The sequence below is a fragment of the Streptomyces sp. DSM 40868 genome (assembly GCF_011820545.1).
Lineage (GTDB): Bacteria > Actinomycetota > Actinomycetes > Streptomycetales > Streptomycetaceae > Streptomyces > Streptomyces eurythermus.
Genome location: NZ_CP050504.1, coordinates 5,394,150 through 5,420,775, shown reverse-complemented (window position 1 = coordinate 5,420,775; position 26,626 = coordinate 5,394,150). Strand labels below are relative to the sequence as shown.

The 26,626-nt window shown below is 72.2% G+C and carries 29 protein-coding genes and 1 riboswitch; of the genes, 14 read left to right on the top strand and 15 right to left on the bottom strand.

Annotation, left to right across the window (positions count from 1 at the left end):
* Window positions 1–2: 2 nt before the first annotated feature.
* Both leuE and HB370_RS24855 read right to left on the bottom strand, forming a co-directional pair.
* Window positions 3–653 carry a leucine efflux protein LeuE gene (gene leuE, locus HB370_RS24860; RefSeq protein ID WP_030789558.1) on the bottom strand — a complete coding sequence of 217 codons (651 nt, stop codon included), beginning with the start codon at window positions 651–653 and terminating at the stop codon, window positions 3–5.
* A 155-nt stretch (window positions 654–808) separates the two neighbouring features.
* On the bottom strand, window positions 809–2,389 hold the full coding sequence (locus tag HB370_RS24855; RefSeq protein WP_030789556.1) for a methylmalonyl-CoA mutase family protein: 1,581 nt from the start codon (window positions 2,387–2,389) through the stop codon (window positions 809–811).
* Between the two features lie 165 nt (window positions 2,390–2,554).
* Between HB370_RS24855 and HB370_RS24850 the strand changes: the two genes are divergently transcribed.
* Window positions 2,555–3,427, top strand: coding sequence for a L,D-transpeptidase family protein (locus HB370_RS24850; RefSeq protein WP_030789554.1), 873 nt, complete (start codon window positions 2,555–2,557; stop codon window positions 3,425–3,427).
* Between the two features lie 214 nt (window positions 3,428–3,641).
* Here HB370_RS24850 and HB370_RS24845 read toward each other — a convergent pair whose 3' ends face one another.
* From HB370_RS24845 to HB370_RS24815, 7 genes are all read right to left on the bottom strand, one after another.
* On the bottom strand, window positions 3,642–4,808 hold the full coding sequence (locus HB370_RS24845; RefSeq protein ID WP_167513019.1) for a hypothetical protein: 1,167 nt from the start codon (window positions 4,806–4,808) through the stop codon (window positions 3,642–3,644).
* On the bottom strand, window positions 4,808–5,470 hold the full coding sequence (locus tag HB370_RS24840; RefSeq protein ID WP_030789549.1) for an RNA polymerase sigma factor: 663 nt from the start codon (window positions 5,468–5,470) through the stop codon (window positions 4,808–4,810). Before HB370_RS24840 ends, HB370_RS24845 begins: the two co-directional genes overlap by 1 nt.
* 295 nt (window positions 5,471–5,765) lie before the next feature.
* A complete protein-coding gene (locus HB370_RS24835) occupies window positions 5,766–6,371 on the bottom strand; it encodes a sigma-70 family RNA polymerase sigma factor (RefSeq protein WP_030789546.1) in 606 nt (201 codons plus the stop codon).
* Window positions 6,372–6,889: 518 nt separating this feature from the next.
* Window positions 6,890–7,315: a hypothetical protein gene (locus HB370_RS24830; protein WP_051816064.1), complete on the bottom strand. Its 426-nt coding sequence runs from the start codon at window positions 7,313–7,315 to the stop codon at window positions 6,890–6,892.
* A 166-nt stretch (window positions 7,316–7,481) separates the two neighbouring features.
* A complete protein-coding gene (locus HB370_RS24825; protein ID WP_030789540.1) occupies window positions 7,482–8,045 on the bottom strand; it encodes a hypothetical protein in 564 nt (187 codons plus the stop codon).
* 93 nt (window positions 8,046–8,138) lie between these two features.
* Entirely contained in the window at window positions 8,139–8,867 is a 729-nt protein-coding gene (locus tag HB370_RS24820) for a DUF4328 domain-containing protein (protein ID WP_030789537.1), read from the bottom strand.
* A 236-nt stretch (window positions 8,868–9,103) separates the two neighbouring features.
* Window positions 9,104–10,732 (bottom strand): glycoside hydrolase family 20 protein, encoded by a 1,629-nt coding sequence (locus HB370_RS24815; protein ID WP_030789521.1) that lies wholly within the window; start codon window positions 10,730–10,732, stop codon window positions 9,104–9,106.
* Window positions 10,733–10,953: 221 nt separating this feature from the next.
* On the opposite strand from HB370_RS24815, the gene HB370_RS24810 reads away from it, so the two are divergent.
* The 10 genes from HB370_RS24810 (at window position 10,954) to HB370_RS24765 (ending at window position 18,129) form a co-directional block, all read left to right on the top strand.
* Complete coding sequence (locus tag HB370_RS24810; protein ID WP_030789518.1) at window positions 10,954–11,502, top strand: 2-oxo-4-hydroxy-4-carboxy-5-ureidoimidazoline decarboxylase; 549 nt, start codon at window positions 10,954–10,956, stop codon at window positions 11,500–11,502.
* 180 nt (window positions 11,503–11,682) lie between these two features.
* The gene (gene sdhC / locus HB370_RS24805) at window positions 11,683–12,063 is read left to right on the top strand and encodes a succinate dehydrogenase, cytochrome b556 subunit (protein ID WP_078637712.1); all 381 of its coding nucleotides are present in this window, start codon (window positions 11,683–11,685) and stop codon (window positions 12,061–12,063) included.
* A 5-nt stretch (window positions 12,064–12,068) separates the two neighbouring features.
* Window positions 12,069–12,551 carry a succinate dehydrogenase hydrophobic membrane anchor subunit gene (locus HB370_RS24800; RefSeq protein WP_030789512.1) on the top strand — a complete coding sequence of 161 codons (483 nt, stop codon included), beginning with the start codon at window positions 12,069–12,071 and terminating at the stop codon, window positions 12,549–12,551.
* A 19-nt stretch (window positions 12,552–12,570) separates the two neighbouring features.
* Complete coding sequence (gene sdhA, locus HB370_RS24795) at window positions 12,571–14,325, top strand: succinate dehydrogenase flavoprotein subunit (RefSeq protein WP_030600822.1); 1,755 nt, start codon at window positions 12,571–12,573, stop codon at window positions 14,323–14,325.
* Window positions 14,325–15,104, top strand: coding sequence for a succinate dehydrogenase iron-sulfur subunit (locus HB370_RS24790; RefSeq protein WP_030789506.1), 780 nt, complete (start codon window positions 14,325–14,327; stop codon window positions 15,102–15,104). Before sdhA ends, HB370_RS24790 begins: the two co-directional genes overlap by 1 nt.
* Window positions 15,105–15,240: 136 nt before the next feature.
* Window positions 15,241–15,651, top strand: a complete 411-nt coding sequence (locus tag HB370_RS24785) for a VOC family protein (protein ID WP_030789503.1) — start codon at window positions 15,241–15,243, stop codon at window positions 15,649–15,651.
* Window positions 15,652–15,739: 88 nt separating this feature from the next.
* Window positions 15,740–16,147: a hypothetical protein gene (locus HB370_RS24780; RefSeq protein ID WP_030789500.1), complete on the top strand. Its 408-nt coding sequence runs from the start codon at window positions 15,740–15,742 to the stop codon at window positions 16,145–16,147.
* Window positions 16,144–16,662: a hypothetical protein gene (locus HB370_RS24775; protein ID WP_030789497.1), complete on the top strand. Its 519-nt coding sequence runs from the start codon at window positions 16,144–16,146 to the stop codon at window positions 16,660–16,662. Before HB370_RS24780 ends, HB370_RS24775 begins: the two co-directional genes overlap by 4 nt.
* 11 nt (window positions 16,663–16,673) lie before the next feature.
* The gene (locus tag HB370_RS24770) at window positions 16,674–17,420 is read left to right on the top strand and encodes a TetR family transcriptional regulator (RefSeq protein ID WP_030789494.1); all 747 of its coding nucleotides are present in this window, start codon (window positions 16,674–16,676) and stop codon (window positions 17,418–17,420) included.
* A 91-nt stretch (window positions 17,421–17,511) separates the two neighbouring features.
* A complete protein-coding gene (locus HB370_RS24765) occupies window positions 17,512–18,129 on the top strand; it encodes a Uma2 family endonuclease (protein WP_030789491.1) in 618 nt (205 codons plus the stop codon).
* 64 nt (window positions 18,130–18,193) lie between these two features.
* Here HB370_RS24765 and HB370_RS24760 read toward each other — a convergent pair whose 3' ends face one another.
* Window positions 18,194–18,433 carry a hypothetical protein gene (locus HB370_RS24760; RefSeq protein ID WP_030789488.1) on the bottom strand — a complete coding sequence of 80 codons (240 nt, stop codon included), beginning with the start codon at window positions 18,431–18,433 and terminating at the stop codon, window positions 18,194–18,196.
* Here HB370_RS24760 and HB370_RS24755 point away from each other — a divergent pair.
* On the top strand, window positions 18,432–19,688 hold the full coding sequence (locus HB370_RS24755) for a D-alanyl-D-alanine carboxypeptidase family protein (protein ID WP_051816060.1): 1,257 nt from the start codon (window positions 18,432–18,434) through the stop codon (window positions 19,686–19,688). The two genes, HB370_RS24760 and HB370_RS24755, sit on opposite strands and share 2 nt — an antisense overlap.
* Here HB370_RS24755 and HB370_RS24750 read toward each other — a convergent pair.
* Window positions 19,636–20,562 carry a YihY/virulence factor BrkB family protein gene (locus HB370_RS24750; RefSeq protein ID WP_030789483.1) on the bottom strand — a complete coding sequence of 309 codons (927 nt, stop codon included), beginning with the start codon at window positions 20,560–20,562 and terminating at the stop codon, window positions 19,636–19,638. The two genes, HB370_RS24755 and HB370_RS24750, sit on opposite strands and share 53 nt — an antisense overlap.
* 85 nt (window positions 20,563–20,647) lie before the next feature.
* Between HB370_RS24750 and HB370_RS24745 the strand changes: the two genes are divergently transcribed.
* Complete coding sequence (locus tag HB370_RS24745; RefSeq protein ID WP_030789480.1) at window positions 20,648–21,403, top strand: decaprenylphospho-beta-D-erythro-pentofuranosid-2-ulose 2-reductase; 756 nt, start codon at window positions 20,648–20,650, stop codon at window positions 21,401–21,403.
* Between the two features lie 12 nt (window positions 21,404–21,415).
* Here HB370_RS24745 and HB370_RS24740 read toward each other — a convergent pair whose 3' ends face one another.
* From HB370_RS24740 to HB370_RS24730, 3 genes are all read right to left on the bottom strand, one after another.
* Window positions 21,416–21,997 carry a 2'-5' RNA ligase family protein gene (locus HB370_RS24740; protein WP_030789477.1) on the bottom strand — a complete coding sequence of 194 codons (582 nt, stop codon included), beginning with the start codon at window positions 21,995–21,997 and terminating at the stop codon, window positions 21,416–21,418.
* 148 nt (window positions 21,998–22,145) lie between these two features.
* Complete coding sequence (gene trpS / locus HB370_RS24735) at window positions 22,146–23,159, bottom strand: tryptophan--tRNA ligase (protein WP_030789474.1); 1,014 nt, start codon at window positions 23,157–23,159, stop codon at window positions 22,146–22,148.
* 101 nt (window positions 23,160–23,260) lie between these two features.
* Window positions 23,261–24,715, bottom strand: a complete 1,455-nt coding sequence (locus HB370_RS24730; protein ID WP_030789471.1) for a glycine hydroxymethyltransferase — start codon at window positions 24,713–24,715, stop codon at window positions 23,261–23,263.
* Window positions 24,716–24,748: 33 nt separating this feature from the next.
* Window positions 24,749–24,837, bottom strand: a riboswitch (ZMP/ZTP riboswitch).
* Window positions 24,838–24,933: 96 nt separating this feature from the next.
* Here HB370_RS24730 and rocD point away from each other — a divergent pair.
* On the top strand, window positions 24,934–26,151 hold the full coding sequence (gene rocD / locus HB370_RS24725) for an ornithine--oxo-acid transaminase (RefSeq protein WP_030789468.1): 1,218 nt from the start codon (window positions 24,934–24,936) through the stop codon (window positions 26,149–26,151).
* Here rocD and HB370_RS24720 read toward each other — a convergent pair whose 3' ends face one another.
* Window positions 26,152–26,613 carry a nuclear transport factor 2 family protein gene (locus tag HB370_RS24720; protein WP_030789465.1) on the bottom strand — a complete coding sequence of 154 codons (462 nt, stop codon included), beginning with the start codon at window positions 26,611–26,613 and terminating at the stop codon, window positions 26,152–26,154.
* Window positions 26,614–26,626: the final 13 nt, after the last annotated feature.

The following is a 26,626-nucleotide window of genomic DNA, read 5'->3' as shown; positions in this document are numbered from 1 at the left end:
CGTCACGCGCTCGCCAGCGACAGCTTCACCGCGAAGCCCAGGAACAGCGCGCCCGCCGCCGACGTGGCCGTCGCCGACAGGCGCCTGCGGCGGCGGAAGGCGGCGGCGAGGCGGGTGCCGCCGAATATCAGGGCGCTGAGGTAGAGGCAGCTCGCGACCTGGGCGAGGGTGCCGAGGACGACGAAGGAGAGGGCCGGGTAGGCGTAGTCCGGGTCCACGAACTGGACGAAGAAGGCGACGAAGAACAGGATCGCCTTGGGGTTGAAGAGGCTGACGACGAAGGCACGGCGGAAGGGGCGCTCGTCGGCGGCCTTCGCGGGCGCCGCGTCCTCGGCGGCCGGTGCGCGGCGGTTCAGCCACAGCTGCCGGGCCGCCCGCAGCATGCCTATCGCCAGCCAGGTCAGATATCCGGCGCCGGCGTACTTCACGATGCCGAACAGCACGGCGTTGGCCTGGAGCAGGGAGGCCACCCCGGCTGCGGACAGGGTCATCAGCACGGTGTCCCCGCACCACACGCCCGCCGCCGCGGTGTACCCCGCCCGTACGCCACGGCGGGCGGCGACGGACAGGACGTAGAGGGAGTTGGGGCCGGGCAGCAGAACGATCAGGATCAGGCCCGCGAGGTACGTGGGGAGGTCGATGACACCGAACATGCGGGGAGTGTCGCACGCGGATACGACAACGCACCCGGACGGTCCGAAGGACGGTACGCGCGGCACGCCGGCCAGGACGCGACCGCACGGGTCCGGACGCGGGGCACACCGGCCAGGAGGTGACCGTACGGTGTCCCGGGCGCGCGGCACCCGGCTCAGAACGCGTCCGACGGGACGTGGCTCCCCCAGACCTCCCGCAGGGCCCCGCACACCTCCCCCACCGTCGCCCGGGCCCGCAGCGCCTCCTTCATCGGGTACAGCACGTTGTCCTCCCCCTGGGCGGCCGTCCGCAGCGCGTCCAGCGCCGCCTCCACCGCCCGCCGGTCCCGGCCGGCCCGCAGCCGGGCCAGACGCTCGCACTGCCGGGCCTCGATCGCCGGGTCCACCCGCAGGGGCGCGTACGGTTCCTCCTCCTCGAGCCGGAACCGGTTGACGCCGACGACCACCCGGTCACCGGACTCGGTCTCCCGCGCGATCCGGTACGCGTTCCGCTCGATCTCGGCCTTCTGGAAGCCCCGTTCGATCGCCGCGACCGCCCCGCCCCTCTCCTCGACCCTCCGCATCAGGTCCAGCGCGGCCTCCTCCAGGCCGTCCGTCATCCGCTCGACCGCGTAGGAACCCGCGAACGGGTCCACCGTCGCCGGCACGTCCGTCTCGTGGGCCAGCACCTGCTGGGTGCGCAGCGCCAGCCGCGCGCTCTTCTCCGTGGGCAGCGCCATCGCCTCGTCGAAGGAGTTGGTGTGCAGGGACTGGGTGCCGCCGAGGACGGCCGCCAGGGCCTGCACGGCGACCCGGACCAGGTTCACCTCCGGCTGCTGGGCCGTCAGCTGGACGCCGGCCGTCTGGCTGTGGAAGCGCAGCATCCACGACCTGGGGTCGCGCGCGCCGAACTCCTCCCGCATCACCCGCGCCCAGATCCGGCGTGCCGCGCGGAACTTGGCGACCTCCTCCAGCAGCGTCGTACGGGCCACGAAGAAGAAGGACAGGCGGGGCGCGAAGTCGTCCACGTCCAGGCCGGCCGCGATCGCCGTACGGACGTACTCGATGCCGTCGGCGAGGGTGAAGGCGACCTCCTGCGCGGGGGACGCGCCCGCCTCGGCCATGTGGTAGCCGGAGATCGAGATCGTGTTCCACCTCGGGGTCCGAGCGGTGCAGTAGCGGAAGATGTCCGCCGTCAGCCGCAGGGACGGCCTGGGCGGGAAGATGTACGTGCCGCGCGCGATGTACTCCTTGAGCACGTCGTTCTGGATGGTGCCGGCGAGCCGGGATGCGTCGACGCCCTGCTCCTCGGCGACCAGTTGGTACAGGAGCAGCAGCACGGCCGCCGGGGCGTTGATCGTCATGGAGGTGGAGACCCGGTCCAGCGGGATGCCGTCGAACAGCGCCCGCATGTCCTCCAGCGAGTCGACGGCCACGCCCACCCTGCCGACCTCGCCGTGCGCCAGGGGGGCGTCGGAGTCGTGGCCCATCTGGGTGGGCAGGTCGAAGGCCACGGACAGGCCGGTGGTGCCGTGGGCGATCAGCCGCCGGAAGCGGGCGTTGGACTCGGCAGCCGTGCCGAAACCGGCGTACTGGCGCACGGTCCAGGGGCGGCCGGTGTACATGGTGGGGTACACGCCCCGGGTGAACGGGTACGCCCCCGGCTCGCCCAGTTTCCGCTCCGGGTCCCAGCCGGCCAGGTCGGCCGGACCGTAGACCGGCTCGATGGGCAGACCCGATTCCGACTCCCGTGCCATGGCTGCCTCCGCGGTACGAGGCGTACGACCCGTAGGACGCGTACGACGCTATGACCCGTAGGACGCGTACCCCTCGACCGTGCCCTGTCACACGGCGCCGGTCACCCGGCGGCAGGCACCCGGCCAACGGAGTCGGCGGCGGCCACGCGGGGAAGCATCCCCGGCATGAGGATTACGGGGAGACCCGCCGCCCTGCTCGCGTCGGCCGCCGCGGTTTCCGCGCTGGCCGCCCTGGCCGGCTGCACCGTGCAGCCGCAGGGCACCGACGGCAAGCACGGCCTGCCGGTCCACATCCAGTTACCCTCCAGCCCCGCTGCCGCGCCCACCGGGATGGCGGGGACCACACCGACCACACCACCCCCGCGGGCCACCACGCCCACACCGGCCGCACCTCCCGCGCCCCCGCCCCGGGTGCTGTGGGCGCACGGAAGCAGCGGGCCGGGGGTACGGGAACTCCAGGCGCGGCTGCGCCAGGTGGGCTGGCTGTCCGCCACGCCGACGGGGACGTACGGCCCGCGGACCGTGCGGGCCGTCCTCGGCTTCCAGGCCAAGCGCGGGCTGCCGGCGACCGGCAGGCTGGACACCGTCACCTGGCAGCGGCTGCTCGCCATGACGCACCGGCCGACGCGGTGGGAGCTGTACCCGATGGGCGGCCAGCCGGCCGCCGCGCCCGACGCGCGCTGCATGACCGGCCGGGTGCTGTGCATCGACAAGACCAGCCGGACACTGCGCTGGATGATCGACGGGCGCACGGTCGACACGCTGTCCGTCCGGTTCGGCACCCAGTACACGCCCACCCGTGAAGGTGTGTTCAAGGTCTACTGGAAGTCACGGCACCATGTGTCGACGCTCTACCACTCCCCGATGCCGTACGCGATGTTCTTCAGCGGCGGTCAGGCGGTGCACTACTCGGCCGACTTCGCGGCGCGCGGGTACGCGGGCGGTTCGCACGGCTGCGTCAACGTGCGGGACGAGGCGGCTATCGCGCGGCTGTTCGCCCAGGTGAAGGTCGGCGACAAGGTCGTCGTCTCCCGGTGAGGCTGCGGGGCGCGGGCGGGACCGGGGGAACGTGTCCCGCCCGCGCCAGGTGCACGTGCCTTGGGTACGGGGGGAACCCCGGCTCCGTGCGACGGCCGATGACCAGTCGGCTCACTCAGTACTGCGTCACGGGCTTCAAAAACGTCACACCTGGCGCGGAAAAATTTTCTCGCCCTGGTGAAACCGCAGGTCACAGGGGTTTCGGGCGGGACAGTCAGCGTGCGGAACGGGCGGAGCGCGCCGGGCCCGGCACGAGGTCCGGCCGCTCGCGGCCCGACTGCCCGTGGTCCGACTGCGCGCGGTCCGACTGCCCGTGGTCCGGTTGCGCGCGGTCCGGTCCGCCGGTGTGCGGGGCGACGACGGAGGGGGCGGGCGCGACACCGCCGTGGCGCCCGCCGCCGTGACCGGGGTCCGGACGAACGGGCCGGCCGCCACTCCCCTGCCCCCGCCCCTGCCCCCCGTTACCTTCTTTGCCCTCTTTACCGTCTTCAGCCCTCTTGTTCTTACCGCCGTTCCCGTCCTCCCCGCGCCCGGTGCCGGTGGCGCGGTCGCCGGCGGACAGCAGGACCTCGCAGTACCGGCTCACCCGGGCGGCCCCGCCGGCCAGGTGCTCCAGGGCGCGCCGGCGGCCGGCGTCGAGGCCCTCGCCGTTCCGCAGGGCACGGCAGGCGTCGGCGTCACGGAGCCATCCGGTGCCGGGGGTCGCGGAGGGGGTGCCGGTGCCGGACGCGGTGTCGCGGCCGGGGCCGGAGTCCTGCCCGCGGATCCCGCCGGGGCCGGTGTCACGGCTCCCCTCGGCCCGGTCGTCCGGAGTGCCCTTCGTGGCGGGGGCACCGGTCCCGTTCCCGGCGTCCGGTACGGCCCGCGGGGACGGGGAGGCCAGCGACCGTCCGCTGGTCGTACCGGCGGTGGCGGCGGGGCGGGGCCCGGCGTCGCCGAACGGCGTCGGGAGCGCTCCGCTGCCCGCGGCCACGGCCACCCCGCCGAGCGTGCCGGCGGCCAGCGCGGCGGCGAGCGCCAGCCGCGCCGGGCGGACCCGCCGGCGGCGCCGGGCCAGGATTCCGGTACGGGCCGGCGCGGTGGTGCGGATCAGGTCCGCGTCGGCGCCCGGCGCCGGTGCGCGGGCGGCGGAGGGGGCGTGCGCGGCGGCGGTGCGCTCCGCCTCGGCGGCCTCGCGGGCCTTGCGGAACGCGGCCAGCGCGGCCTGCTCGCCGGGGAGTTCACCGGTGGCCGGGGCCGCCTCGGCGGACAGCGCGCCGAGCGCCCGGGAGAGGCGTTCGGCCTGGTCACGGGCAGAGGGGTCGACGGCTTCCAGCGACTCGCCGCGCAGCAGACGTTCCGCCGTCCCACGGTCCAGCCACTTGTCCTGCTCGTCGGCCATCACATGTCCTTCTGCGTCCGCGTACGCGTATGCGTCACAGTTGCGGACGTCACCGCGCGGCGGCGCGGTTCTCTCTGTGGCGGGAGGGCGTCGAGTCCGCCCGCGGATTCCGGATCCGCGCCGATCAGCTCCGCGAGCCGTTTCAGACCGCGGTGCGCGGCGGTGCGGACGGCGCCCGCGCGTTTGCCGAGCGTCTCGGCGGCGGTCTTGGCGTCCAGACCCACGACCACGCGCAGGACGACGGCCTCGGCCTGGTCCTGCGGGAGCCGGGCGATCAGGGACAGGGTGCTGTCGGTGGCCAGGGCCTCGATGGCCTCGCCGGCCGTGTCGGACTCGGCGGGCCGGCCGGTCAGCTCGGTCTCGTCACCGCCTATGGCGGGGCGCCGGCCGCGCATGCGGATGTGGTCCAGGGCGCGGTTGCGGGCTATCCGGGCGGCCCAGCCGCGGAACCGGTCGGCGTCACCGCTGAAGCGGTCCAGGTCACGGGCGATCTGAAGCCAGGCTTCGGAGGCGACGTCCTCGGCGTCCGGATCGCCGACGAGGGTGCGGACATATCCGAGCAGCCGGGGGTGCACCGCGCGGTACACCGTGCGGAACGCGGTCTCGTCCCCGCCCTGGGCCGCGCGCACCGCGGCGGTCAGCTCCGCGTCGTCCCCCAGCACCGTACTCCCTTTACGCCTGTCCTCCGGTCGGCGCGAAAGGCACGTTACGGCGTGAAAGGGCCGCGCGTCCATGTCCATAGAAGATGCAACTAACTCGTGACCGGGTGCGGATGTGCGCAGGGTGAGGACCCGGTGTGGCCGGGTGTGACAGAAACGGCACACACGGCGCTGAAGAGAGTACGGGCCGCACGCGACCCGTACGCGCGACGGCCGGGGCCTCTCCTGTGGGGGGTGGCGGCCCCGGTCGTTGCCGTGTCACCGGCGCTCTGACCGTGGACGATCCGCGGACAGCCGGTCAGCCACCGCCGCGCCCGTCCTCCCCGTTCCCGTCCGCGGCGAGGTGGCGGGCCAGGCGGCGCAGGCCCCGGTAGGCGGCCGTGCGGACGGCGCCGGGGCGTTTGCCGAGGACGCGGGCGGCGGACGGGCCGTCGAGGCCGACGACCACCCGCAGCAGCACCGCCTCGGCCTGGTCCCGCGGCAGCGCGCGCACCAGCTCCAGCGCCCGCTCGGTGGACAGCGACTCCAGGGCCTGGTCGTCGGTGCTGTGCCGGCCGGGCAGTTCCAGGGCGTCCTGGTCCAGCGGCACGGGCCGGGGCCGGGTGCGCTGCCGGCGCAGGTGGTCCAGCGCGCGGTGCCGGGCGATGGCCGCGGTCCAGCCGCGGAAGCCGGCCCCGTCGCCCCGGAACCGGCCGAGGTCCCGGGCGATCTCCAGCCAGGCCTCCGAGGCGACGTCCTCGGCCTCCTCGCCGACCAAACCGCGCAGATAGCCCAGCAGTCCGGGGTGCACGATCCGGTAGGCCACCGCGAAGGCGGTCTCGTCGCCGTCCTGGGCCCGCGCCACGGCCGCGCCCAGCTCCCCGTCCCGCGGCTGCGGGCGGCGGGGTTGAACTCCCTGGCCCAAGACCGTCCTCGTTCGTGCCGAGTTCCTGGCCACTGCGTGGCGCCTGACCTCACGGTTGCGACACGCTCCGGCCGTGTCGGTCGCCCTCCACGATCATCAGCGTCGGCCCCGACGGAAGTGTCACAGCCGGACGGCGGCCGGGGACGGCCGGGAGAACGGCCGGGGGCGGCCCACGATCGGCTGGGGCACGGCCCCCGACCGCCCCGGGACGGCTCCGGACCGGTCCGGGCACGACCTCCGATCAGCCCGGGAACAGTCCCCGGCCAACCCGGCCACAGCCCCCGACCGGCCCGGAAACGGTCCCCCGACCGGCCCGGAAACGGCCCCCACCAACCCGAGCACAACCCCCGACCGGCCTGGGCACGGCCGCCGGCCGGTCCGGGAGCGAGTTCCGATCGGCCCCGTGACCGGCCGGCCCGCCTCAGGCCGCGGCAGTCACCTCGGTCCTCGGCAGTCATACGTGAGGTCTCGGCGGTCACCTCGAATCCCGGCTGTCAGCCGAGGTCCCCGCAGCCGCCTCACGCCTCGGCGGTCGCGTCCCGGCACAGCAGGCGGAGGGAGCCGTGGCCGCCGTAGCAGCGGCGGGCCTCGTCGATGGGGTCCCACAGCCGGCCGTCGGGGGTGCGTACCCAGTGCTCGCCGCCCGTCGCCCACCACTCGGCGCCGGTCCGGCGGACGATGACCTCGCCGGCGTAGGCGCCGAAGCCGCGCAGGACGCTGCGGACGGCCGCGTACGGCGCCCGCTCCCGGCGTATCTCCTCGATCATCCGGTCCACCCGCCACAGGCTCTGCGCCGAGTAGTCGAGCCGCACCCGGGCGCCCTCGCGCATCGTCGCCACCGCGTCCGCCGCCCAGCGCGCGGGTTTCGCCGCGGCGCGCGGCCTGGTCTCCTGCCGGGCCGGCCCGTAGGGGGCCGGCGGACGGGCTGTCGCTCCGACCGGCACCGGGCCGGTGGCGTGGGCGGTCACATGGGCTGTCGCTTCGGCTGTCGTGTGGGCTGTCACGTAGGGGACAGCGGTCCGGGGCGGGGTTGCGTCACGGGGTTTCGCCCTGCTTCGCCAAACGTTTCGGCAACCGTCGCAGGACCACCCCACGACCACCGCACGAGGGTCACAGGCCCGCCCGCGCCCCCGCTTCCGCCGTGTTGCGCGCCCGGCGCGAGACCACCGCGCGCAACACCCGGCGGCCCTCCACCGTCACCTCCAGCGCCGGGCGCAGCCCCTGTGCGCCGTGGTCCGCGAGGAGTTCCAGCACCATGGTCTGCCGGCGCAGCTCGGCGGCGACGAGCGGCGACGGGCCGGCGGTGTCCCCCGCGTCCGGTCCGGCCCCCGTCGCCACAGCCGGGTCCAGCAACCGGTGGACCCGGAGTGAGGCGGTGGAACAGGCCTCGGCCCAGGGCCGCAGCGCGTCGGTGGTGCGCTCGGCCGGGGCCGACTCCAGCATGCGGTGGGCCAGCAGCGCGGCCTCGTCGCCGGGGAGCCGCCCGGCGCCGAGGAGGTCACGGGCCCGGGCGAGGTCCCCGGCCCAGCCGGAGCCGTCGGCGAGGCTCGCCCACAGGGGCCGCAGTACCTCGTCGTCGCCGCCGAGCAGCGGAAGGCACCGATCAAGACAAGCCAGTCCGCCGACGGCCAGTCCGCGTTCGTCGGCCCGTGCGATCAGTTCCACCAGGCTCATGGAAAGCCTCCCTCACCAGGGCACCGACCGGTACGGAGCCCGCACTCCCCCTTACTGCGTGCGACGGTGCGGGAGTGTCACAGTGGTCGGTTTTCAGCCAAGCGCCGGGGCCGGGGGCGGCGCCGGGAACGGCATCTCCTCCGAGCGCAGCTTCCGCTCCTGCAACCGGCTCAGCCGGACGACCACCAGGACGGCGAACACCGCGGCCACGATGTCGAGCGCGTCGGAGAGCAGCATCGCCCTGGCGGCCTCGTACAGCTCCTCCGCCGTCTCGGCGCGCCGGGAACGCGTGTCGGCGAGCTGGCCCAGGAAGAGGTCGGCGAGCCACAGCGCCCACCAGGCGTTGACCAGCGCGTGCCCGGACCGCGCACCCCAGGGCCCGCTGGCGTCCCAGGTGTCCGCGACGATCCGGCGCGGGAACCACAGGTTCACCACCGGGCAGAACCAGCCGCCGATCGTCCAGCCGAGCCGCATGCGGTGCCGGGAGGCGTCGAACACCCCGGCGTTCACCCGCACCCGCCACAGCCAGCACAGATAGACGACCATCGTGGCCACCAGGGCCACGCCCTGGAGGATGCCGGAGAGGCCGTAGAGGTCGTCCGCGTGGTCGGCCCGGTCGATCACGTCATCGCCCACGACGCCGTCGACGAGGTCCTTGGTGACGTCCATCTCCAGCAGGTCCGCGTAGCAGGCGAACAGGTCGGTGGCGACGACCAGGCCGAGCAGTACGGCGGTGGCCCGGGCGAGCGCGGCCGGTGAGCGCGGCCAGGCGCCGGGCGGGGCCGGGTGCGGGTACGGCGGCACGGGCATGGGCGAGGTCATGACGAGGTTCCCCCGAGATGAAAGAGCGGTGGGACGGCGCCTGGTCCTCCCCGAACCACAACGCCGCCGGCGGCACCGGCACGTACGTCGCCGACGTGCGCGGACACCGGAACATACGGCCGGACGCCCCCGCGCGTCCACCGGGTTCCGGCGCCCGCCCGGTCCGCGGCGCGGGGCTCAGCGTGCGCGGACACCGGCATACGGCCGGACGCCCCCGCCCGTCCGCCGCGCGGGGCTCAGCCCAGCCGGTCCGCCAGTTTCCGGAAGTCCGCCCAGGACAGCGCGGGCCGGCCCGGGTCCCACAGCTTCTGCACGGTGGCCCGCAGCGGCATCCGGATCCCGGCGGCGACCTGCGCCTGTGTCTGCGCGTTCGGGAAGTCGCACCACACGGCGAACGACCCGCCGAGGATCTGCCCGTCGTAGCGCGCGGGCACGGCGGTCGTACCGCGCACCACCCTCGGGTTCCACTGCTCGTAGATGCGCTGCCCGGTCGGGTAGACGAAGGTCTGCGGCTGGCCGAGCACGTAGTAGAGGAACTCGTCGTTGTAGTTGAGCATCCGGCGGCCCGCGCCCAGGTACTCGGCCGGCGGGCGGGCGCCGATCTCCTTGCCGGTCCAGTAGGCGACCTGGAGCGAGGGGTCGGCCTGTACGGAGGTGCCCCGGAAGAAGCCGTCGTTCCAGGCCCGTACGGTCCTGCCGTGGGCGCGGACGGTGGCGGCGCGGTCGTCCAGCCAGCCGGTGGTGAGGTCGGCGACCGTGCCGCCGGGGCCGTACTTGCGCTTCGCGGCGGCGGCCAGCTGCGGGTACGACGTCTGCGGGTCGCGCGCCATCAGCGCCTGGTACTCGTCGCCGCCCAGGTGCCACTGGCCGCCGGGGAACAGGCCGGCGTACTCGCCGAGCAGGTCGTCCACGAGCCGGGCCGAGGCGTCCTTGGAGATGTCGATCGCACCGCGGAGCACCACCCCGTTCGCCTTGCGCAGCCGCAGGTCGGGATGGGCGGCGAGGACCGCGCCCAGGTGTCCCGGAGAGTCGATCTCGGGGACGACGGTGATGTGCCGGGCGGCCGCCAGCGCCACGATCTCCTTCACCTGCGCCTTCGTCAGGTGGTCCGGGGAGACGATCTCGGGGTGGCTGTCGGACTCGATCCGGAAGGCCTGGTCGTCGGAGAAGTGCAGGCCCAGCTCGTTGAACTTCAGGTCCCCCAGCTCGCGTATCCGGTCCTCGATCCAGGACGCGGTGAACGGTTTGCGCGCGATGTCCAGCATGAACCCGCGCACCGGCTTGGCCGGCTGGTCGCGCACGACGCCCTCCGGTGCCGTGCCGCCGCCGCGGACCTCCTGCTTCAGGGTGCGGGTGCCGTAGAAGACCCCGGCCTCACCGGGCCCGGTGATGTCGACCCGCCCGCCCCGGACGGTCAGCGTGTACGACTCCCGGTTCCCGCCCCCACCGCCGAGCGCGAGCCGTACGTCGCCGGCCCGCGCGTCGTTCTTCTCCCCGGCGTACGCCAGCCCCAGCTCCCCGGCTATCAGCCGTCCCTCGTCGGCCAGCGCCGGATCGGCCACCACCACCCGCGCGCCCGGCCGGGGCCGCCAGCCGGGGCCGCGCTCCGGGGTGTGCGAGCGGACCGCGGGTATCGTGCGCGGCGCCTTCGACAGCGGGTACGACCGGCTCGGGCTCGGCGCCGCCGACGGGGTGCCCGGCGCCGTGGGCGCTTCACCGGTGCCGGTACCGGGTCCGGTGCCGGTCACCCGGCCGGAGGCCGACTGGCGCGTGCCGTTCCCCGGCGGTGCGCCGCCGTCGTCCGCCGCGGCCCACAGGCCGACGCCCGTGCCGAGCGCGACCGTCCCGGCGAACGCCGCGGCCATCACCGCCCGCTTCCGTACCACCTGTCGCGCCGGTCCCCGGCGCTCGCGCCTGTGCTGGGTCACCCTGCCAACGTACGACCGTTCCCCGGTTCAGCGGTCAGCCGGACGAAGCGAAACTCTGCCGTTCGAGTGAAATTCCGTTATCGCTCGGACACCGTATGACCACTCTCGATAACCTGACGACACTCACATCCTTCACACAAACCCCTTCCGCACCACAAGTGACGCGAGGACCGACGCTGCCCGCCCACCCTCTGCCGTATCTCCCCAAGCCGCTCGACGCCTTCAACACGGCGTCCGCCGACGAGGCGCGCACCCTTCTGCTGCACTGTCTGCGCAGCCCGCGCTGGTCCGACCGGATCGCCGCGCACCGCCCCTACCCCGACCTGGACTCCCTGCTGGCCGCGGCGGACGAGGCGACGTACGACCTCTCCCCCGCCGACCTCGCCGAGGCCCTGGCCGGCGAGCGCCTTCCCGAGCTGCCCGAGGACACGTACTCGGCGGCGCACACGGCCCTCGGTGCCGCCCACGCCGCCTACGAGGCCCGGTTCGGCCACACGTTCATCATCTACCTGGGCGACATCCCCGCGGACGAGGTCATCGACCACATCCTCCAGGCGATCCGATCACGATTGGCGAACGATCCGGAGGACGAGCGGGTGGTGGCGGCAGAACAGCTCCGGCGCCTCGCGAAAGGGAGAATCGCGGCATTTCTCAGAGGCACCAGGAACCGCGCGACCAGCACCAACGCACCCGCACCCGGCAGATAACCGGACACACCGCACCGGGCTAGCCCAACCGCGTGCCACTTTGATCACACCGGTAGGCCCCCCGTAAGGCACAGCTCATCGCCTCGCTACGATGCTGGGGGCCGGTGGACCGTACCCGGCCGGGCCCGACCGACAGAGAAGCCGGCGCGGCCCTAGTCCCCGCACCCGGAGGGTTCTTCCGTGCCGGCTGGAACGCTGTACCGCGGCCGGGAAGGAATGTGGTCCTGGGTGGCTCACCGAGTCACCGGCGTCCTCATTTTCTTCTTCCTGTTCGTTCACGTGCTGGACACCGCTCTCGTGCGTGTCTCCCCCGAGGACTACGACAAGGTCGTAGCCACGTACAAGACGCCGATCGTCGCGCTGCTGGAGTACGGCCTCGTCGCCGCCATCCTCTTCCACGCGCTCAATGGCCTGCGGGTCATCGCCGTCGACTTCTGGTCGAAGGGCCCGCGCTACCAGAAGCAGATGTTCTGGACCGTGATGGGTGTCTGGATCGTCCTGATGGGCGGCGCGATCTACCCGGTCCTCGGCCACGCGTACCGCGCACTCTTTGGGAGCTGACGCCGATGTCCACGACTGAAACCCCCGCTTCCGGAGTCGGCCCCGTGGAGGGCGCCCCCGTCTACACCGTCGACCACCCGGCCCCGCTGATCGAGGCCCCGCGCAAGCGCACCAAGAAGACCCCGAAGTCGACCCGGGGCAACTTCGAGCTGGCGGCGTGGCTGTTCATGCGCCTGTCCGGCATCGTGCTGGTCGTCCTCGTCCTCGGCCACCTGCTGATCCAGCTGGTACTGGACGGCGGTGTCTCCAAGATCGGCTTCGCCTTCGTGGCCGGCCGCTGGGCCTCCCCCTTCTGGCAGGTCTGGGACCTGGTGATGCTGTGGCTGGCGATGCTGCACGGCGCCAACGGCCTGCGCACGGTCATCAACGACTACGCCGAGCGGCCGACCAGCCGGTTGTGGCTGAAGGCACTGCTCTACACCGCCACGGTGTTCACCATCCTGCTGGGCACGCTGGTGATCTTCACCTTCGACCCGAACATCCGCTAGGCACGGGGCTGCGAGAATCATGAAGATCCACAAGTACGACACCGTCATCGTCGGCGCCGGCGGCGCGGGCATGCGCGCCGCCATCGAGGCGACGAAGCGCAGCCGCACCGCGGTCCTGACCAAGCTCTACCCCACCCGCTCCCACACGGGCGCCGCGCAGGGCGGCATGGCCGCCGCGCTCGCCAACGTGGAGGAGGACAACTGGGAGTGGCACACCTTCGACACGGTCAAGGGCGGTGACTACCTGGTCGACCAGGACGCCGCCGAGATCCTGGCGAAGGAGGCCATCGACGCCGTCCTCGACCTGGAGAAGATGGGCCTGCCGTTCAACCGGACCCCGGACGGCACCATCGACCAGCGCCGCTTCGGCGGTCACTCCCGCAACCACGGCGAGGCCCCGGTCCGCCGGTCCTGCTACGCCGCGGACCGCACCGGCCACATGATCCTCCAGACGCTGTACCAGAACTGCGTCAAGGAGGGCGTGGAGTTCTTCAACGAGTTCTACGTCCTGGACCAGCTGATCACCGAGGTCGACGGCGTCAAGAAGTCCGCCGGTGTCGTCGCGTACGAGCTGGCCACCGGCGAGATCCACGTCTTCCAGGCGAAGGCCGTCATCTACGCCTCCGGCGGCTGCGGCAAGTTCTTCAAGGTGACGTCGAACGCCCACACCCTGACGGGTGACGGCCAGGCGGCGGTCTACCGGCGCGGGCTCCCGCTGGAGGACATGGAGTTCTTCCAGTTCCACCCGACCGGCATCTGGCGCATGGGCATCCTGCTCACCGAGGGCGCCCGCGGCGAGGGCGGCATCCTGCGCAACAAGGACGGCGAGCGCTTCATGGAGAAGTACGCTCCCGTCATGAAGGACCTGGCGTCCCGTGACGTCGTGTCCCGCTCCATCTACACGGAGATCCGCGAGGGCCGCGGCTGCGGTCCCGAGGGCGACCACGTGTACCTGGACCTGACCCACCTGCCGCCGGAGCAGCTGGACGCCAAGCTGCCGGACATCACCGAGTTCGCGCGGACCTACCTGGGTATCGAGCCGTACACGGACCCGATCCCGATCCAGCCGACCGCGCACTACGCGATGGGCGGCATCCCGACGAACGTCGAGGGTGAGGTCCTGGCGGACAACACCACGGTCGTGCCGGGTCTGTACGCGGCCGGCGAGGTCGCCTGTGTCTCCGTGCACGGCGCCAACCGTCTCGGCACCAACTCGCTGCTGGACATCAACGTCTTCGGCCGCCGCGCGGGCATCGCCGCCGCCGAGTACTCGGCCAAGGCCGACTACGTGGAGCTGCCGGAGGACCCGGAGTCCTTCGTCGTCGAGCAGATCGAGCGGCTGCGCACCTCCACCGGCAACGAGCGGGTGGCGACCCTGCGCCGCGAGCTGCAGGAGACCATGGACGCCAACGTCATGGTGTTCCGCACCGAGCAGACGATCAAGACGGCGGTCGAGAAGATCGCCGAGCTCAAGGAGCGCTACAAGAACGTGGCGATCCAGGACAAGGGCAAGCGTTTCAACACGGACCTCCTTGAGGCGATCGAGCTGGGCAACCTGCTCGACCTGGCCGAGGTCATGGCCGTCTCGGCCCTCGCCCGCAAGGAGTCCCGCGGCGGTCACTACCGCGAGGACTACCCGAACCGCGACGACGTCAACTTCATGCGCCACACCATGGCGTACCGCGAGGTCGGCGCCGACGGCTCGGAAACCGTCCGTCTCGACTACAAGCCGGTCGTCCAGACCCGCTACCAGCCGATGGAGCGTAAGTACTGATGGCTACCCCTGTTCTGGACAAGGCGGACGCGGCCGGCCGGCCCGAGCCCGGTTTCGCCGACTCCCCCTACATCACGGTCACGTTCCGCGTCCGCCGGTTCAACCCGGAGGTCTCGGCCGAGGCGACCTGGGAAGACTTCCAGCTGGAGATCGACCCCAAGGAGCGGGTCCTCGACGGTCTGCACAAGATCAAGTGGGACATCGACGGCTCCCTCACCTTCCGCCGGTCGTGCGCGCACGGCATCTGCGGCTCGGACGCGATGCGGATCAACGGCAAGAACCGCCTTGCCTGCAAGACGCTGATCAAGGACATCAACCCCGAGAAGCCGATCACGGTCGAGCCCATCAAGGGCCTGACGGTCCTGAAGGACCTGGTCGTGGACATGGAGCCGTTCTTCCAGGCGTACCGGGACGTCATGCCGTTCCTGGTCGTCAAGGAGACGAACGAGCCCACCCGGGAGCGCTACCAGTCCCCGGAGGACCGCGAGCGCTTCGACGACACGACGAAGTGCATCCTCTGCGCGGCCTGCACCTCCTCCTGCCCGGTGTTCTGGAACGACGGCCAGTACTTCGGTCCGGCCGCGATCGTGAACGCCCACCGCTTCATCTTCGACAGCCGTGACGAGGCGGGCGAACAGCGCCTGGAGATCCTCAACGACCGCGACGGTGTGTGGCGCTGCCGTACGACCTTCAACTGCACGGACGCCTGCCCGCGCGGTATCGAGGTCACGAAGGCCATCCAGGAAGTCAAGCGCGCCCTCATCACGCGCCGCTACTGACCTGCCGAAGCACCACCGAGGGCCCCGCTCCGCCATGGAGCGGGGCCCTCGCGCATGTCCGCACGCCGTCCCCCCGCCGAAGTCCCCTGCGGTGGGGCTCCTCGCTTCCCGGGGGCCGGGATCCTAATGTGACGACATGTCAGACGAAGAGTCGTACGAACTGCTCGGCTTCGACAACGTGCTGCTCCCCGTCGGCGACCTCGGCGAGGCCGTCGCCTTCTACGAGCGGGCCGGGTTCACCGTGGGCTTCCGGCTGGACGAGGCCGGTATCGCGCTGCTGAAGGTAGGCGCGGAGACGCCCGGCATCCTGCTGCGCGCCGAGGAGGGGCTGGGCCGGCGGCCGCCGCACTGGCCCTCGCCGCGGGTGTGGCTGGAGGTGCCGGACGCGCGGGCGGCGGCGCGGGAGCTGGCCGCCGCCGGGATCCCGCCGCTGGACGAGATCACCCAGGGCGTCACCGGCTGGACGGTGGAGATCGCCGACCCCTGGGGCAATCTCCTGGGCTTCACGGACTACACCAAGCGCCCGTCCCTGGCCCGTAGCCACTGAGTCCCCGACCCCTCGGTTGAACGCGTTCAAAAACAGGTCTAGAGTCATCCCTGTCAGCGTTTTGAACGCGTTCAAGAAGGGGTGGGGCATGGACCGCACCGTCATCGCCTACGTCATCTACCTGGTCGTCAGCATCGCGCTGACCGTCTGGGTGGCCCGCACGCTCAGCCGCAACGGACGGATCTTCCTGGCCGACGTCCTGCGCGGCGACGAGAGGCTCGCGGACGCCGTGAACCACCTCCTGGTCGTCGGCTTCTACCTCGTCAACCTCGGCTTCGTGGCGCTGTACCTGAGCGATGACGACACGGTCCAGGACACCCGCGGCATCTTCGAGGCCCTGTCCACCAAGCTGGGCGTGGTGCTTCTCGTCCTCGGCGCGATGCACCTGGGCAACGTGTACGTCCTCAACCGGATCCGCCGGCGCGGGATGCTGGAGCGGGAACAGGTCCCCCCGGTCCGCCCGCAGGAGTGGATCGCGCCGAGGGTCGGGGCGTGACCGGCGTGACCGCCACGACCACCGCACCGGACCGGGACCCCGCCGGGGTCCCGGTCCGCGGGCTGACCGTCCTGTACGACGACCGGACCGCCGTGGGCCTGCACCTGTGCGGCTGGCTGCCACGGCAACCCCGGCTGGTGCCGCTGGAGCCGCTGCCCGCCGGTTCGGCCGCGGCCCGCGCCCGCTTCCCCGGACTCGGCCCCGGCGACCCCCTCGACGAGATCACCGTGGTCGGCGACTCCGGACAGGTCTACCGGGGCTCGCGCGCCTGGATCGTCCTGCTGTGGGCCCTGCGCGAGCACCGCCCGCTCGCCCACCGGCTCGCCGACCCGTCCGGCGCCAGGGCGGCCCGCGGCGCCGTCCTCACCGCGGCGAAATGGCGGGGTCCGCGGCAGCCCGGCGCCCAGTGGGGCGGGCGGGTGTACCAGCGGGCCGACGGCTGGTCCTACCACCCGGTCACGGGCTGGACCTGCGCACCGCCGTCCCGGGCGGGAACCGGCCCGGCCACTCGTTAGGCTCTTCTACCGTGCCCGCGAAGAACGACGGCCCCGAGGCGGCCGGCCCCCACAGCAGCAAGTCCGAGCAGACCCGCGCGCTGATCCTGGAGACCGCGATGCGGATGTTCCAGGAGCGCGGCTACGACAAGACGACCATGCGGGCCATCGCCAAGGAGGCCGGGGTCTCCGTCGGCAACGCCTACTACTACTTCGAGGGCAAGGAACACCTGATCCAGGGCTTCTACGACCGGATCGCCGCCGAGCACCAGGCGGCGGTCCGGTCGGTGCTGGAGCGGGAGACCGACCTGGAGGCGCGGCTCGCGGGGGTGCTGACCGCGTGGCTGGACATCGCCCGGCCGTACCACGAGTTCGCGGTGCAGTTCTTCAAGAACGCCGCCGACCCCGACAGCCCGCTCAGCCCCTTCTCCCCGGAGAGCGAGCACGCCCGTGAGCAGGCCATCAGCGTGCACCGGGAGGTGCTGGCCGGCTCCAAGGCCAAGGTGGCCCCGGAACTGCGGGACGTCCTGCCGGAGCTGATGTGGCTGTCGCAGATGGGCCTGGTGCTGTACTGGATCTTCGACCGCACGGAGAACCGCGAGCGCAGCTACCGGCTGGCCCGGCGCGGGGCCCGGCTGACCGCGCGCGGGGTGGCCCTGGCCCGCTTCCGGGTGCTGCGCCCGCTGGTCATGGAGGTCCACGAGCTGTTCACGGACTTCCTGCCGGGCATGACGAGGGTCCTGCCGGACCCGGGGCACGGGGAGCGGGAGAGCGGGTGATCACTTTCGGGTGAAGGCGCGGAGAAGAGATACAGGGCTGGGCGTCTGTCCACGACTATGTACTCGACGGCAAACTTCCGGGAGACACGCGATGCCCGCTGCGTCCATCGAACAACCCATGGACACCGACGGCCCGTTCATCCTCACAGCGATTGCCGACGAGATCGTGGAGCGGCATCCGGGCTACCGCGTCGAAATCATCGGAGGACATCTCCTCGTGAGCCCGACACGGGATGCCCGCCACGCCGGCATTCTGACCGACCTCATGCGTCTCTTCCTCACCTCCGAGCCATGCGGCGAGCAGACCGAGGTGCTGCAGAACGTCGCGATCAAGCTCCCTACCGGCGCCGAGGACTACTGCATCCCCGATCTCGTGGTCGTGGACGCCGACATCGACGACCACCTCATCGAGAACAACGCCTACGACCCGGTCTGCTTCCGCCTCGTCCTGGAGGTCACCTCCAGCAACTGGCGGGACGACCTGAAGACCAAGGTCGGCGCGTACGCCGAGGCCAAGGTGCCCGTGTACATGGTGGTCGACCGCAAGCACCAGCGTCTCCACGTGCTCACCGAACCCGACGGCAGTGAGTACACCAGCCACCGCGTGCACGCCCCCGGCGAGACGGTGACGCTGCCCGACTCGGTCGGTGCCGACGTCGCCCTCGACGTGGAACAGATCATCAAGGCCGGTCAGAAGAAGTCCGACTGAGCGGACCCCACCCCAGCCCGAACACCCCCGCGCCCTCCCGGGCACGGGGGTTTCCGTATGTTCGCTATGAGTTTCGGCGCAGTGCGCGCACTCCGCGCAACCCGATGACGCCGATGACCGTCCCCAATACGAAGGAAACGACCGCCAGCAGCAGGTGCACCCAGAAGTACGCCGTCGGGTGACCGTCGTCGAAGGCCAGACCGCTGCTGTCCTTGACGAGATTCTTGACGAAAGTGACCCAGATGACCCAGCTCCACACCCCGAAGGCGAGCAGGAACCAGGAGACAGGGCGGCTGAGCTTCATGAGTCCAGTATCGCCGTCCGGGGCCCGGGTCCGTGCCCGGGGTGCGCGCGGGTCCCTGCTGGTCGCCTCCGCCACGCTCTTCTCCCTGGCCGTCACCGCGCCCGCCGCCCTCGCCGCCCCGTCCCCCACCACGAGCCCGACGGTCACGCCTCCGGCGCAGATGTCCACCCTCGGTGGCGCCCGGCTCGGGATGCCCGGTACGCAGGTCAACCTCGCGCCCGGGGTACCGGTGCTGCCCAAGGGGCTGACCGCCCGCTCGTGGATCGTCGCCGACGCCGAGTCGGGCCAGGTCCTGGCCGCGCACAACGCGCACTGGCGGCTGCCCCCGGCCAGCACGCTGAAGATGCTCTTCGCGGACACCGTGCTGCCCCGGTTCCCCAAGGACACCCGCTACAAGGTGGCCCCGGCCGACCTCGAGGGGGTGGGCGACGGCTCCAGTGTGGTCGGGGTGAAGGAGGGCGCCACCTACTCCGTGCGCGACCTGTGGCTCGGGGTGTTCCTGAAGTCGGGCAACGACGCGGTGCACGTGCTGTCCGCGATGAACGGCGGGGTGCGGCGGACCGTCGAGGACATGCAGAAGCACGCCGAGGAACTCCAGGCGCTGGACACCCAGGTCGTCTCGCCCGACGGCTACGACGCGCCGGAGCAGGTCTCCTCGGCGTACGACCTGACGCTGATCGCCCGCTCGGGCCTGCAGAAGAAGGACTTCCGCGACTACTGCTCGACGGTCAGCGCCAAGTTCGGCGCGACCGAGATCCGCAACACCAACCGGCTGCTGAGCGGGGACAGCGATGTGCCGGTCTACCAGGGCATCGCGGGCGTGAAGAACGGCAACACCACGCACGCGGGCGCCACCTTCACCGGGGTGGCCGAGCGCGGCGGCAAGGTGCTGCTGGTCACGGTGATGAACCCGGAGAAGCACGACCACAACGAGGTCTACAAGGAGACCGCGAAGCTGTTCGACTGGGGCTTCCAGGCGGACGGCAAGGTGAACCCGGTGGGCGAGCTGGTGCCGCCGAGGAGCGCCGTGCCGGCCGGGTCCACCTCCTCGGCGAGCCCCCGGCAGACGCCCGGCACGGGCGGCGGGGCGGGAGCGAAGGCGGCGGCGAGCGCCCCCGCCGCTTCCGGCTCCAGCGGCGTCGGGACCGCCCTGGCCATCGCGGGCGGGCTGCTGGTGCTGCTCGGCGGCGGGGCGTACCTGGTCAACCGTCGGTGGCCGCTGCCGGACCTGATGCGCCGCCGGTCCCGTCCCTGACCTCGACGGCCTCGGCGACCTCGGTCTCCTTGCTGCCCGTCGCCGTCCAGGCGGCACAGAACAGCACGAGTTTCGCCGTGAAGTTGATCCACAGCAGCAGGGCCACGGGCACCCCGAACGCGCCGTACACACTCTTCGCGGCAACCCCCTGGACATAGCCGCTGAGCAGCAGTTTCAGCAGTTCGAAGCCGACCGCGCCGAGCAGGGCGGCGACCAGCAGACGGCGGCGCGGCGGCTCGACCCCGGGCAGCAGGGTCAGGACGTAGAGCAGGACCAGGAAGTCGGCGAGCACGGCGACGGCGAACGCGGCGACCTGCAGCAGCGCGGTGCCCCAGCCGTGCTCGTCCAGGCCGAACTGCCGCGACACCAGGCCGACGGCGGCCGAGGCGAGGGTGGAGGCGGCGAGCGTGATCAGCAGGGCGCCGCCGAGGCCGAGCAGGATCACGGTGTCCTTCACCTTGGCCAGCACCGGGTTCTCCCCCTGGTCCGGCAGTTCCCACACCGCGCGCAGGCAGTCCCGCACCTGGCCGACCCAGCCGATGCCCGTGAACAGCAGCACCGCGCCCGCGATGACCCCGACGGTGCCCGCGTTCTGCACCAGGGAGGTGAGGTCCAACTGGTCGGACAGGCCCGGGAACTGGTCGGCGATCCGCTGCTCCACGATCTTCTGGCGGGCCGGGCTGAGGGTGGCGGCGGTGACCGCGGCGGCCACGGTCAGCAGCGGGAACAGCGCCACGAAGCTGACGAACGTCATGGCGGCGGCCAGCCGGGCCCACTTGACCCGGTCCAGCCGTTCGTAACACCGCCACGCGTGGGTGATCGTCAGGCGGGTGACGATCGGCCCGATGCCGGGCAGCCTCTTCAGCCAGTCCATGATCCGACTCTGCCCGCTGCGCGGGAATGCCAACACCGCGTTTCGCCGCCGGAAGGTTCATATGGGGGCGATACGGTCATCTGTCATGAAGGATGCCACCGAACTGCCCCGGTCCCTGCTCGTCCTCGGCGGCACGTCCGAGATCGCGCTGGCCACCGCGCGCCGGCTGATCGCCCGCCGCACCCGCACGGTGTGGCTGGCGGGCCGCCCCTCCCTCGCACTGGAGAACGCGGCCGGGAGCCTGCGGGCGCTGGGCGCGGACGTCCACACCGTCGCCTTCGACGCCCTCGCCCCCGAGTCCCACGAGGCCGTCCTCGGCAAGGTGTTCGCCGAGGGACCGGTCGACATGGTGCTGCTCGCCTTCGGCATCCTCGGCGACCAGGCGCACGACGAACGGGACCCGGTCCGCGCGGTCCGGGTCGCCCAGACCAACTACACCGGGGCCGTCTCGGCGGGTCTGGTCGCGGGCCGCGCCCTCCAGACCCAGGGGCACGGGTGGCTCGTCGTGCTGTCCTCCGCCGCCGCCGAACGCGCCCGCCGCGCCGACTTCATCTACGGCTCCAGCAAGGCGGGCCTGGACGCGTTCGCCCAGGGTCTCGGGGACGCCCTGTACGGGACGGGCGCGCGGGTCATGGTCGTACGCCCCGGCTTCGTGCGCACCCGTTCCACGGCGGGCCGCCCGCGCAGCCCGCTCGCCACCACCCCGGAGGCGGTGGCCACGGCCGTCGAACTGGGCCTGCGCCGGGGCGCGGAGACGGTGTGGGTGCCGGGTGCGCTCCGCCTGCTGACGGCGGCCCTGCGGCACGCGCCCCGGGCGCTGTTCAGGCGGCTTCCGCTGTAGAGCCACGGCGGCTCACTGCGCGACGCGCGGCGCGCACACCTCCGCGTGCCCCGGCTGGACCGGTACGACCGGCCCCCCGAACGTGTACTCGCGCAGCTTGCGCCAGACGGCGTCGGCGCCCTGTTCGTACAGCGCGAAGCCGGTGCACGACCACTCGGCCTCGTAGTCGGCCAGCTCCTCGAAGGCGCGGTCCATCGCCGCCTCCTCGATGCCGTGCGCGACGGTGACGTGCGGGTGGTACGGGAAGAGCAGTTCGCGCGCCATCGGCCCGGACGCGTCCCGGATCCGCTGCTGGAGCCGGGTGCACGCCTCGGCACCCGCCACCACGCGGACGTAGACCACCGGTGACAGCGGGCGGAAGGTGCCGGTGCCGGACAGCCGCATCGGGAACGGCCGGCCCGCCGCGGCGACCTCGGTCAGGTGCGCGTCGACCGCGGGCAGGTCGGCCTCGTCCACCTCGGTCGGCGGCAGCAGTGTGACGTGGGTGGGGATGCCATGAGCCGCGGCGTCGCCGAAGCCCGCGCGCCGCTCCTGGAGCAGGCTGCCGTGAGGCTCCGGGACCGCGATCGACACGCCGATCGTTACGGTCCCCACGTCGTCTCCTGTCGTCGCGTCTGTCGTCGTCTCGGCCGACTGGGCCCGGCCGTTGGCATCGACTGTACGGCCACGGGTGCCCCGTGGGCAGGCGCAGCGGAAGTGATGTGCAGCGCTCTGCCCGCGCGGGCCCGTGCGGTCGTACGCCTCAGTGCTTGGCCGGGAGGAAGCCCACGCGGTCGTACGCCTGCGCGAGGGTCTCGGCGGCGACGGTCCGCGCCTTCTCGGCGCCCTTGGCGAGGATCGAGTCCAGCGTCTCGGCGTCGTCCAGGTACTGGTGGGTGCGCTCGCGGAACGGGGTGACGAAGTCGACCATGACCTCGGCCAGGTCGGTCTTGAGCGCGCCGTACATCTTGCCCTCGTACTCCCGCTCCAGCTCGGCGACGGTCTTGCCGGTGAGCGTGGAGTAGATGGTGAGGAGGTTGGAGACGCCCGGCTTGTTCTCGGTGTCGTAGCGGATCACCGTGTCGGTGTCGGTGACGGCGCTCTTCACCTTCTTGGCCGTGGTCTTCGGCTCGTCCAGGAGGTTGATCAGGCCCTTCGGCGTGGACGCCGACTTGCTCATCTTGACCGTCGGGTCCTGGAGGTCGTAGATCTTCGCCGTCTCCTTGAGGATGTACGGCTTCGGGATCGTGAAGGTGTCGCCGAAGCGGCCGTTGAAGCGCTCGGCGAGGTCCCGGGTCAGCTCGATGTGCTGGCGCTGGTCCTCGCCGACCGGCACCTCGTGGGCCTGGTACAGCAGGATGTCCGCGACCTGGAGGATCGGGTAGGTGAACAGGCCGACGGAGGCCCGGTCGGCGCCCTGCTTGGCGGACTTGTCCTTGAACTGGGTCATGCGGGACGCCTCGCCGAAGCCGGTGAGGCAGTTCATGACCCAGGCGAGCTGGGCGTGCTCGGGGACGTGGCTCTGCACGAAGAGGGTGCAGCGGTCGGGGTCCAGGCCCGCGGCCAGCAGCTGGGCCGCGGCCAGGCGGGTGTTGGCGCGCAGTTCCGCCGGGTCCTGCGGGACCGTGATCGCGTGCAGGTCGACCACCATGTAGAAGGCGTCGTGGGACTCCTGGAGGGCCACCCACTGGCGGACGGCGCCGAGGTAGTTGCCGAGGTGGAACGAGCCAGCGGTGGGCTGAATACCGGAGAGCACGCGAGGTCGGTCTGAAGCCATACCCCTCATTGTCGCAGAGAGACGGGGTGGTTCGGTGTGTGGGGAACTGCGGGCCGGTGGGGGCCGGTCGCGCAGTTCCCCGCGCCCCTTTCAGGGGCGGTTCAGCCGAGGTCTACTTCCGGGTAGAGGGGGAAGCCCGCCACCAGGTCCGTGGCGCGGTGGGCGATCTCGTCGGCGGTCTTCTCGTCCAGGACGTGGCTCGCCTTGGACGGGGCGCCGGACTTGGTGGTGCCCGGCTCGGTGGCGGTCAGGACGCGGTCGATCAGGGCCGCGACCTCGTCCATCTCCGCCGTGCCGAGGCCGCGGGTGGTCAGCGCCGGGGTGCCGACGCGGATGCCGGAGGTGTACCAGGCGCCGTTCGGGTCGGCCGGGATGGCGTTGCGGTTGGTGACGATGCCCGAGTCGAGCAGGGCGGCCTCGGCCTGGCGGCCGGTGAGGCCGTAGGAGGTGGCGACGTCGATCAGGTTGAGGTGGTTGTCGGTGCCGCCGGTGACCAGGGTGGCGCCGCGGCGCATCAGGCCCTCGGCGAGGGCGCGGGAGTTGTCGACGATGCGCTGGGCGTAGTCCTGGAAGGCGGGCTGCCGGGCCTCGGCGAGGGCGACGGCCTTGGCGGCCATGACGTGCGGGAGCGGGCCGCCGAGGACCATCGGGCAGCCGCGGTCCACCTGGTCCTTGAGGGAGTCGTCGCACAGCACCATGCCGCCGCGCGGGCCGCGCAGCGACTTGTGGGTGGTGGTGGTGACGATCTGGGCGTGCGGGACCGGGTCGAAGTCGCCGGTGAGCACCTTGCCGGCGACCAGTCCGGCGAAGTGCGCCATGTCGACCATGAGGGTGGCGCCGACCTCGTCGGCGATCTCGCGCATGATCCGGAAGTTCACCAGCCGGGGGTACGCGGAGTAGCCCGCGACGATGATCAGCGGCTTGAACTCGCGGGCCTGGGCGCGCAGGGCGTCGTAGTCGATCAGGCCGGTGGCCGGGTCGGTGCCGTAGGAGCGCTGGTCGAACATCTTGCCGGAGATGTTCGGGCGGAAGCCGTGGGTGAGGTGGCCGCCGGCGTCCAGGGACATGCCGAGCATGCGCTGGTTGCCGAAGGCCTGGCGCAGTTCGGCCCAGTCGGCGTCGGTGAGGTCGTTGATCTGGCGGGCGCCGGCCTTCTCCAGGAAGGGCGCCTCGACGCGGTCGGCGAGGACGGCCCAGAAGGCGACGAGGTTGGCGTCGATGCCGGAGTGCGGCTGGACGTAGGCGTGGCGGGCGCCGAAGAGTTCGCGGGCGTGTTCGGCGGCGAGGGCCTCGACGGTGTCGACGTTGCGGCAGCCGGCGTAGAAGCGGCGGCCGACGGTGCCCTCGGCGTACTTGTCGCTGAACCAGTTGCCCATCGCGAGCAGGGTCGCCGGGGAGGCGTAGTTCTCGGACGCGATCAGCTTGAGCATCCCGCGCTGGTCGGCGACCTCCTGGCCGATGGCGTCGGCGACGCGCGGCTCGACGGCGCGGATGACGTCGAGGGCGGCGCGGAAGGCGGTGGACTCGGTGGAGAGGGGGGCGGCGTTCTCGGGCATCGGGGACCTCCGGACGGTGTGCGTACAGCGTTCACGTTCGGCCCAGGCGCACGGCACTCATACCGCTCGGGCCGCTCCCTGATGGTCCGTCCCATCCCAGCGCGCCAGTCACGGCCCGGGTGCCAGCCTACCGGGCGCGCCGCGCGGGGAAGATCCCGCGTCCACCATGCGAGCGGGGTTAAGAAGGAGGTCATCGTCGTATCCGGGCCGATCCGGGAGTGTCCGTGACCGCTGCCGCAGAAGACCTCATCGCCCTCGCCGACGCGCACTGCGCGCCCACCTACGATCCGCTGCCGGTCGTGCTCGCCACCGGTGAGGGGGCGTGGCTGACGGATGTGGCGGGGCGGCGGTACCTGGACCTGCTGGCCGGTTACTCGGCGCTGAACTTCGGGCACGGCCATCCCCGGCTGGTCGAGGCGGCCCGGCGGCAGCTCGAGCGGCTGACGCTGACCTCCCGCGCCTTCCACCACGACCGGTTCGCGGCGTTCTGCGCCGAGCTGGCGGAGTTGTGCGGGATGGAGATGGTGCTGCCGGCGAACACCGGCGCGGAGGCGGTGGAGGGCGCGATCAAGACGGCCCGGAAGTGGGGCTACCGGGTGAAGGGGGTGCCCGCGGAGATGGCGAAGATCGTCGTGGCGGGAGGCAACTTCCACGGCCGTACGACGACCGTCATCAGCTTCTCCACGGATCCGGAGGCGCGGGCGGACTTCGGGCCGTACACGCCGGGGTTCGAGATCGTGCCGTACGGCGACCTGACCGCGCTGCGGGGGGCGCTGACGGAGAACACGGTGGCGGTGCTGCTGGAGCCGGTGCAGGGCGAGTCGGGGGTGATCGTGCCGCCGGCCGGTTATCTCGCGGGGGTGCGGGAGCTGTCCCGGGAGCGGAACGTGCTCTTCGTCGCCGACGAGGTCCAGTCGGGGCTGGGCCGGACCGGGCGGACCTTCGCGTGCGAGAACGAGGGGGTCGTGCCGGATGTGTACGTGCTGGGCAAGGCGCTGGGCGGCGGGATCGTGCCGGTGTCGGCGGTGGTGTCGAGCGCGGCGGTGCTCGGGGTGTTCCGGCCGGGTGAGCACGGGTCGACGTTCGGCGGGAATCCGCTGGCCTGCGCGGTGGCGCTGGAGGTGATCGCGATGCTGCGGACCGGGGAGTACCAGGAGCGGGCGGCGCGGCTGGGCGAGCGGCTGCACCGGCGGCTGGGCGAGCTGGCCGGGACGGGCCGGGTGACGGCGGTGCGCGGGCGGGGGCTGTGGGCCGGGGTGGACATCGCTCCCGCGGTGGGCACCGGGCGGGAGGTCGCCGAGCGGCTGCTGGCCCGTGGGGTCCTGGTCAAGGAGACCCACGGGGCGACGATCCGCATCGCGCCGCCGCTGGTGATCGGCGAGGACGATCTCGACTGGGGCGTGGAGCAGTTGCGGGCGGTGCTGCTCGGCGCCTGATCAGCGCAGGGGGAAGTCGGTGCCGTGCTCGTCCGCGGGCCGGGGTCCGAGGATGCGCCGGCCGGATTCCTCGATGGCCACGTCGTTGATGCTCGCCTCGCGGCGGCGCATCAGTCCGTACTCGTCGAACTCCCACAGTTCGTTGCCGTAGGAGCGCCACCACTGCCCGTCGGGGTCGCGGCTCTCGTACTGGAAGCGGACGGCGATGCGGTTGTCGTGGAAGCTCCACAGGCTCTTGCGCAGCGCGTAGTCCAGTTCGCGGCGCCACTTGTCGGTGAGGAAGGCGACGATCTCCTCCCGGCCGGTGAGGAACCGGTCGCGGTTGCGCCAGACGGAGTCCTCGGTGTAGGCGAGGGCCACCCGGTGGGGGTCGCGGGTGTTCCAGGCGTCCTCGGCCGCCTGGACCTTCTGCCGGGCGGTCTCCAGGGTGAACGGCGGGTAGGGCGGGCGGGCTTCGGGCACGGCGGTCTCCTCG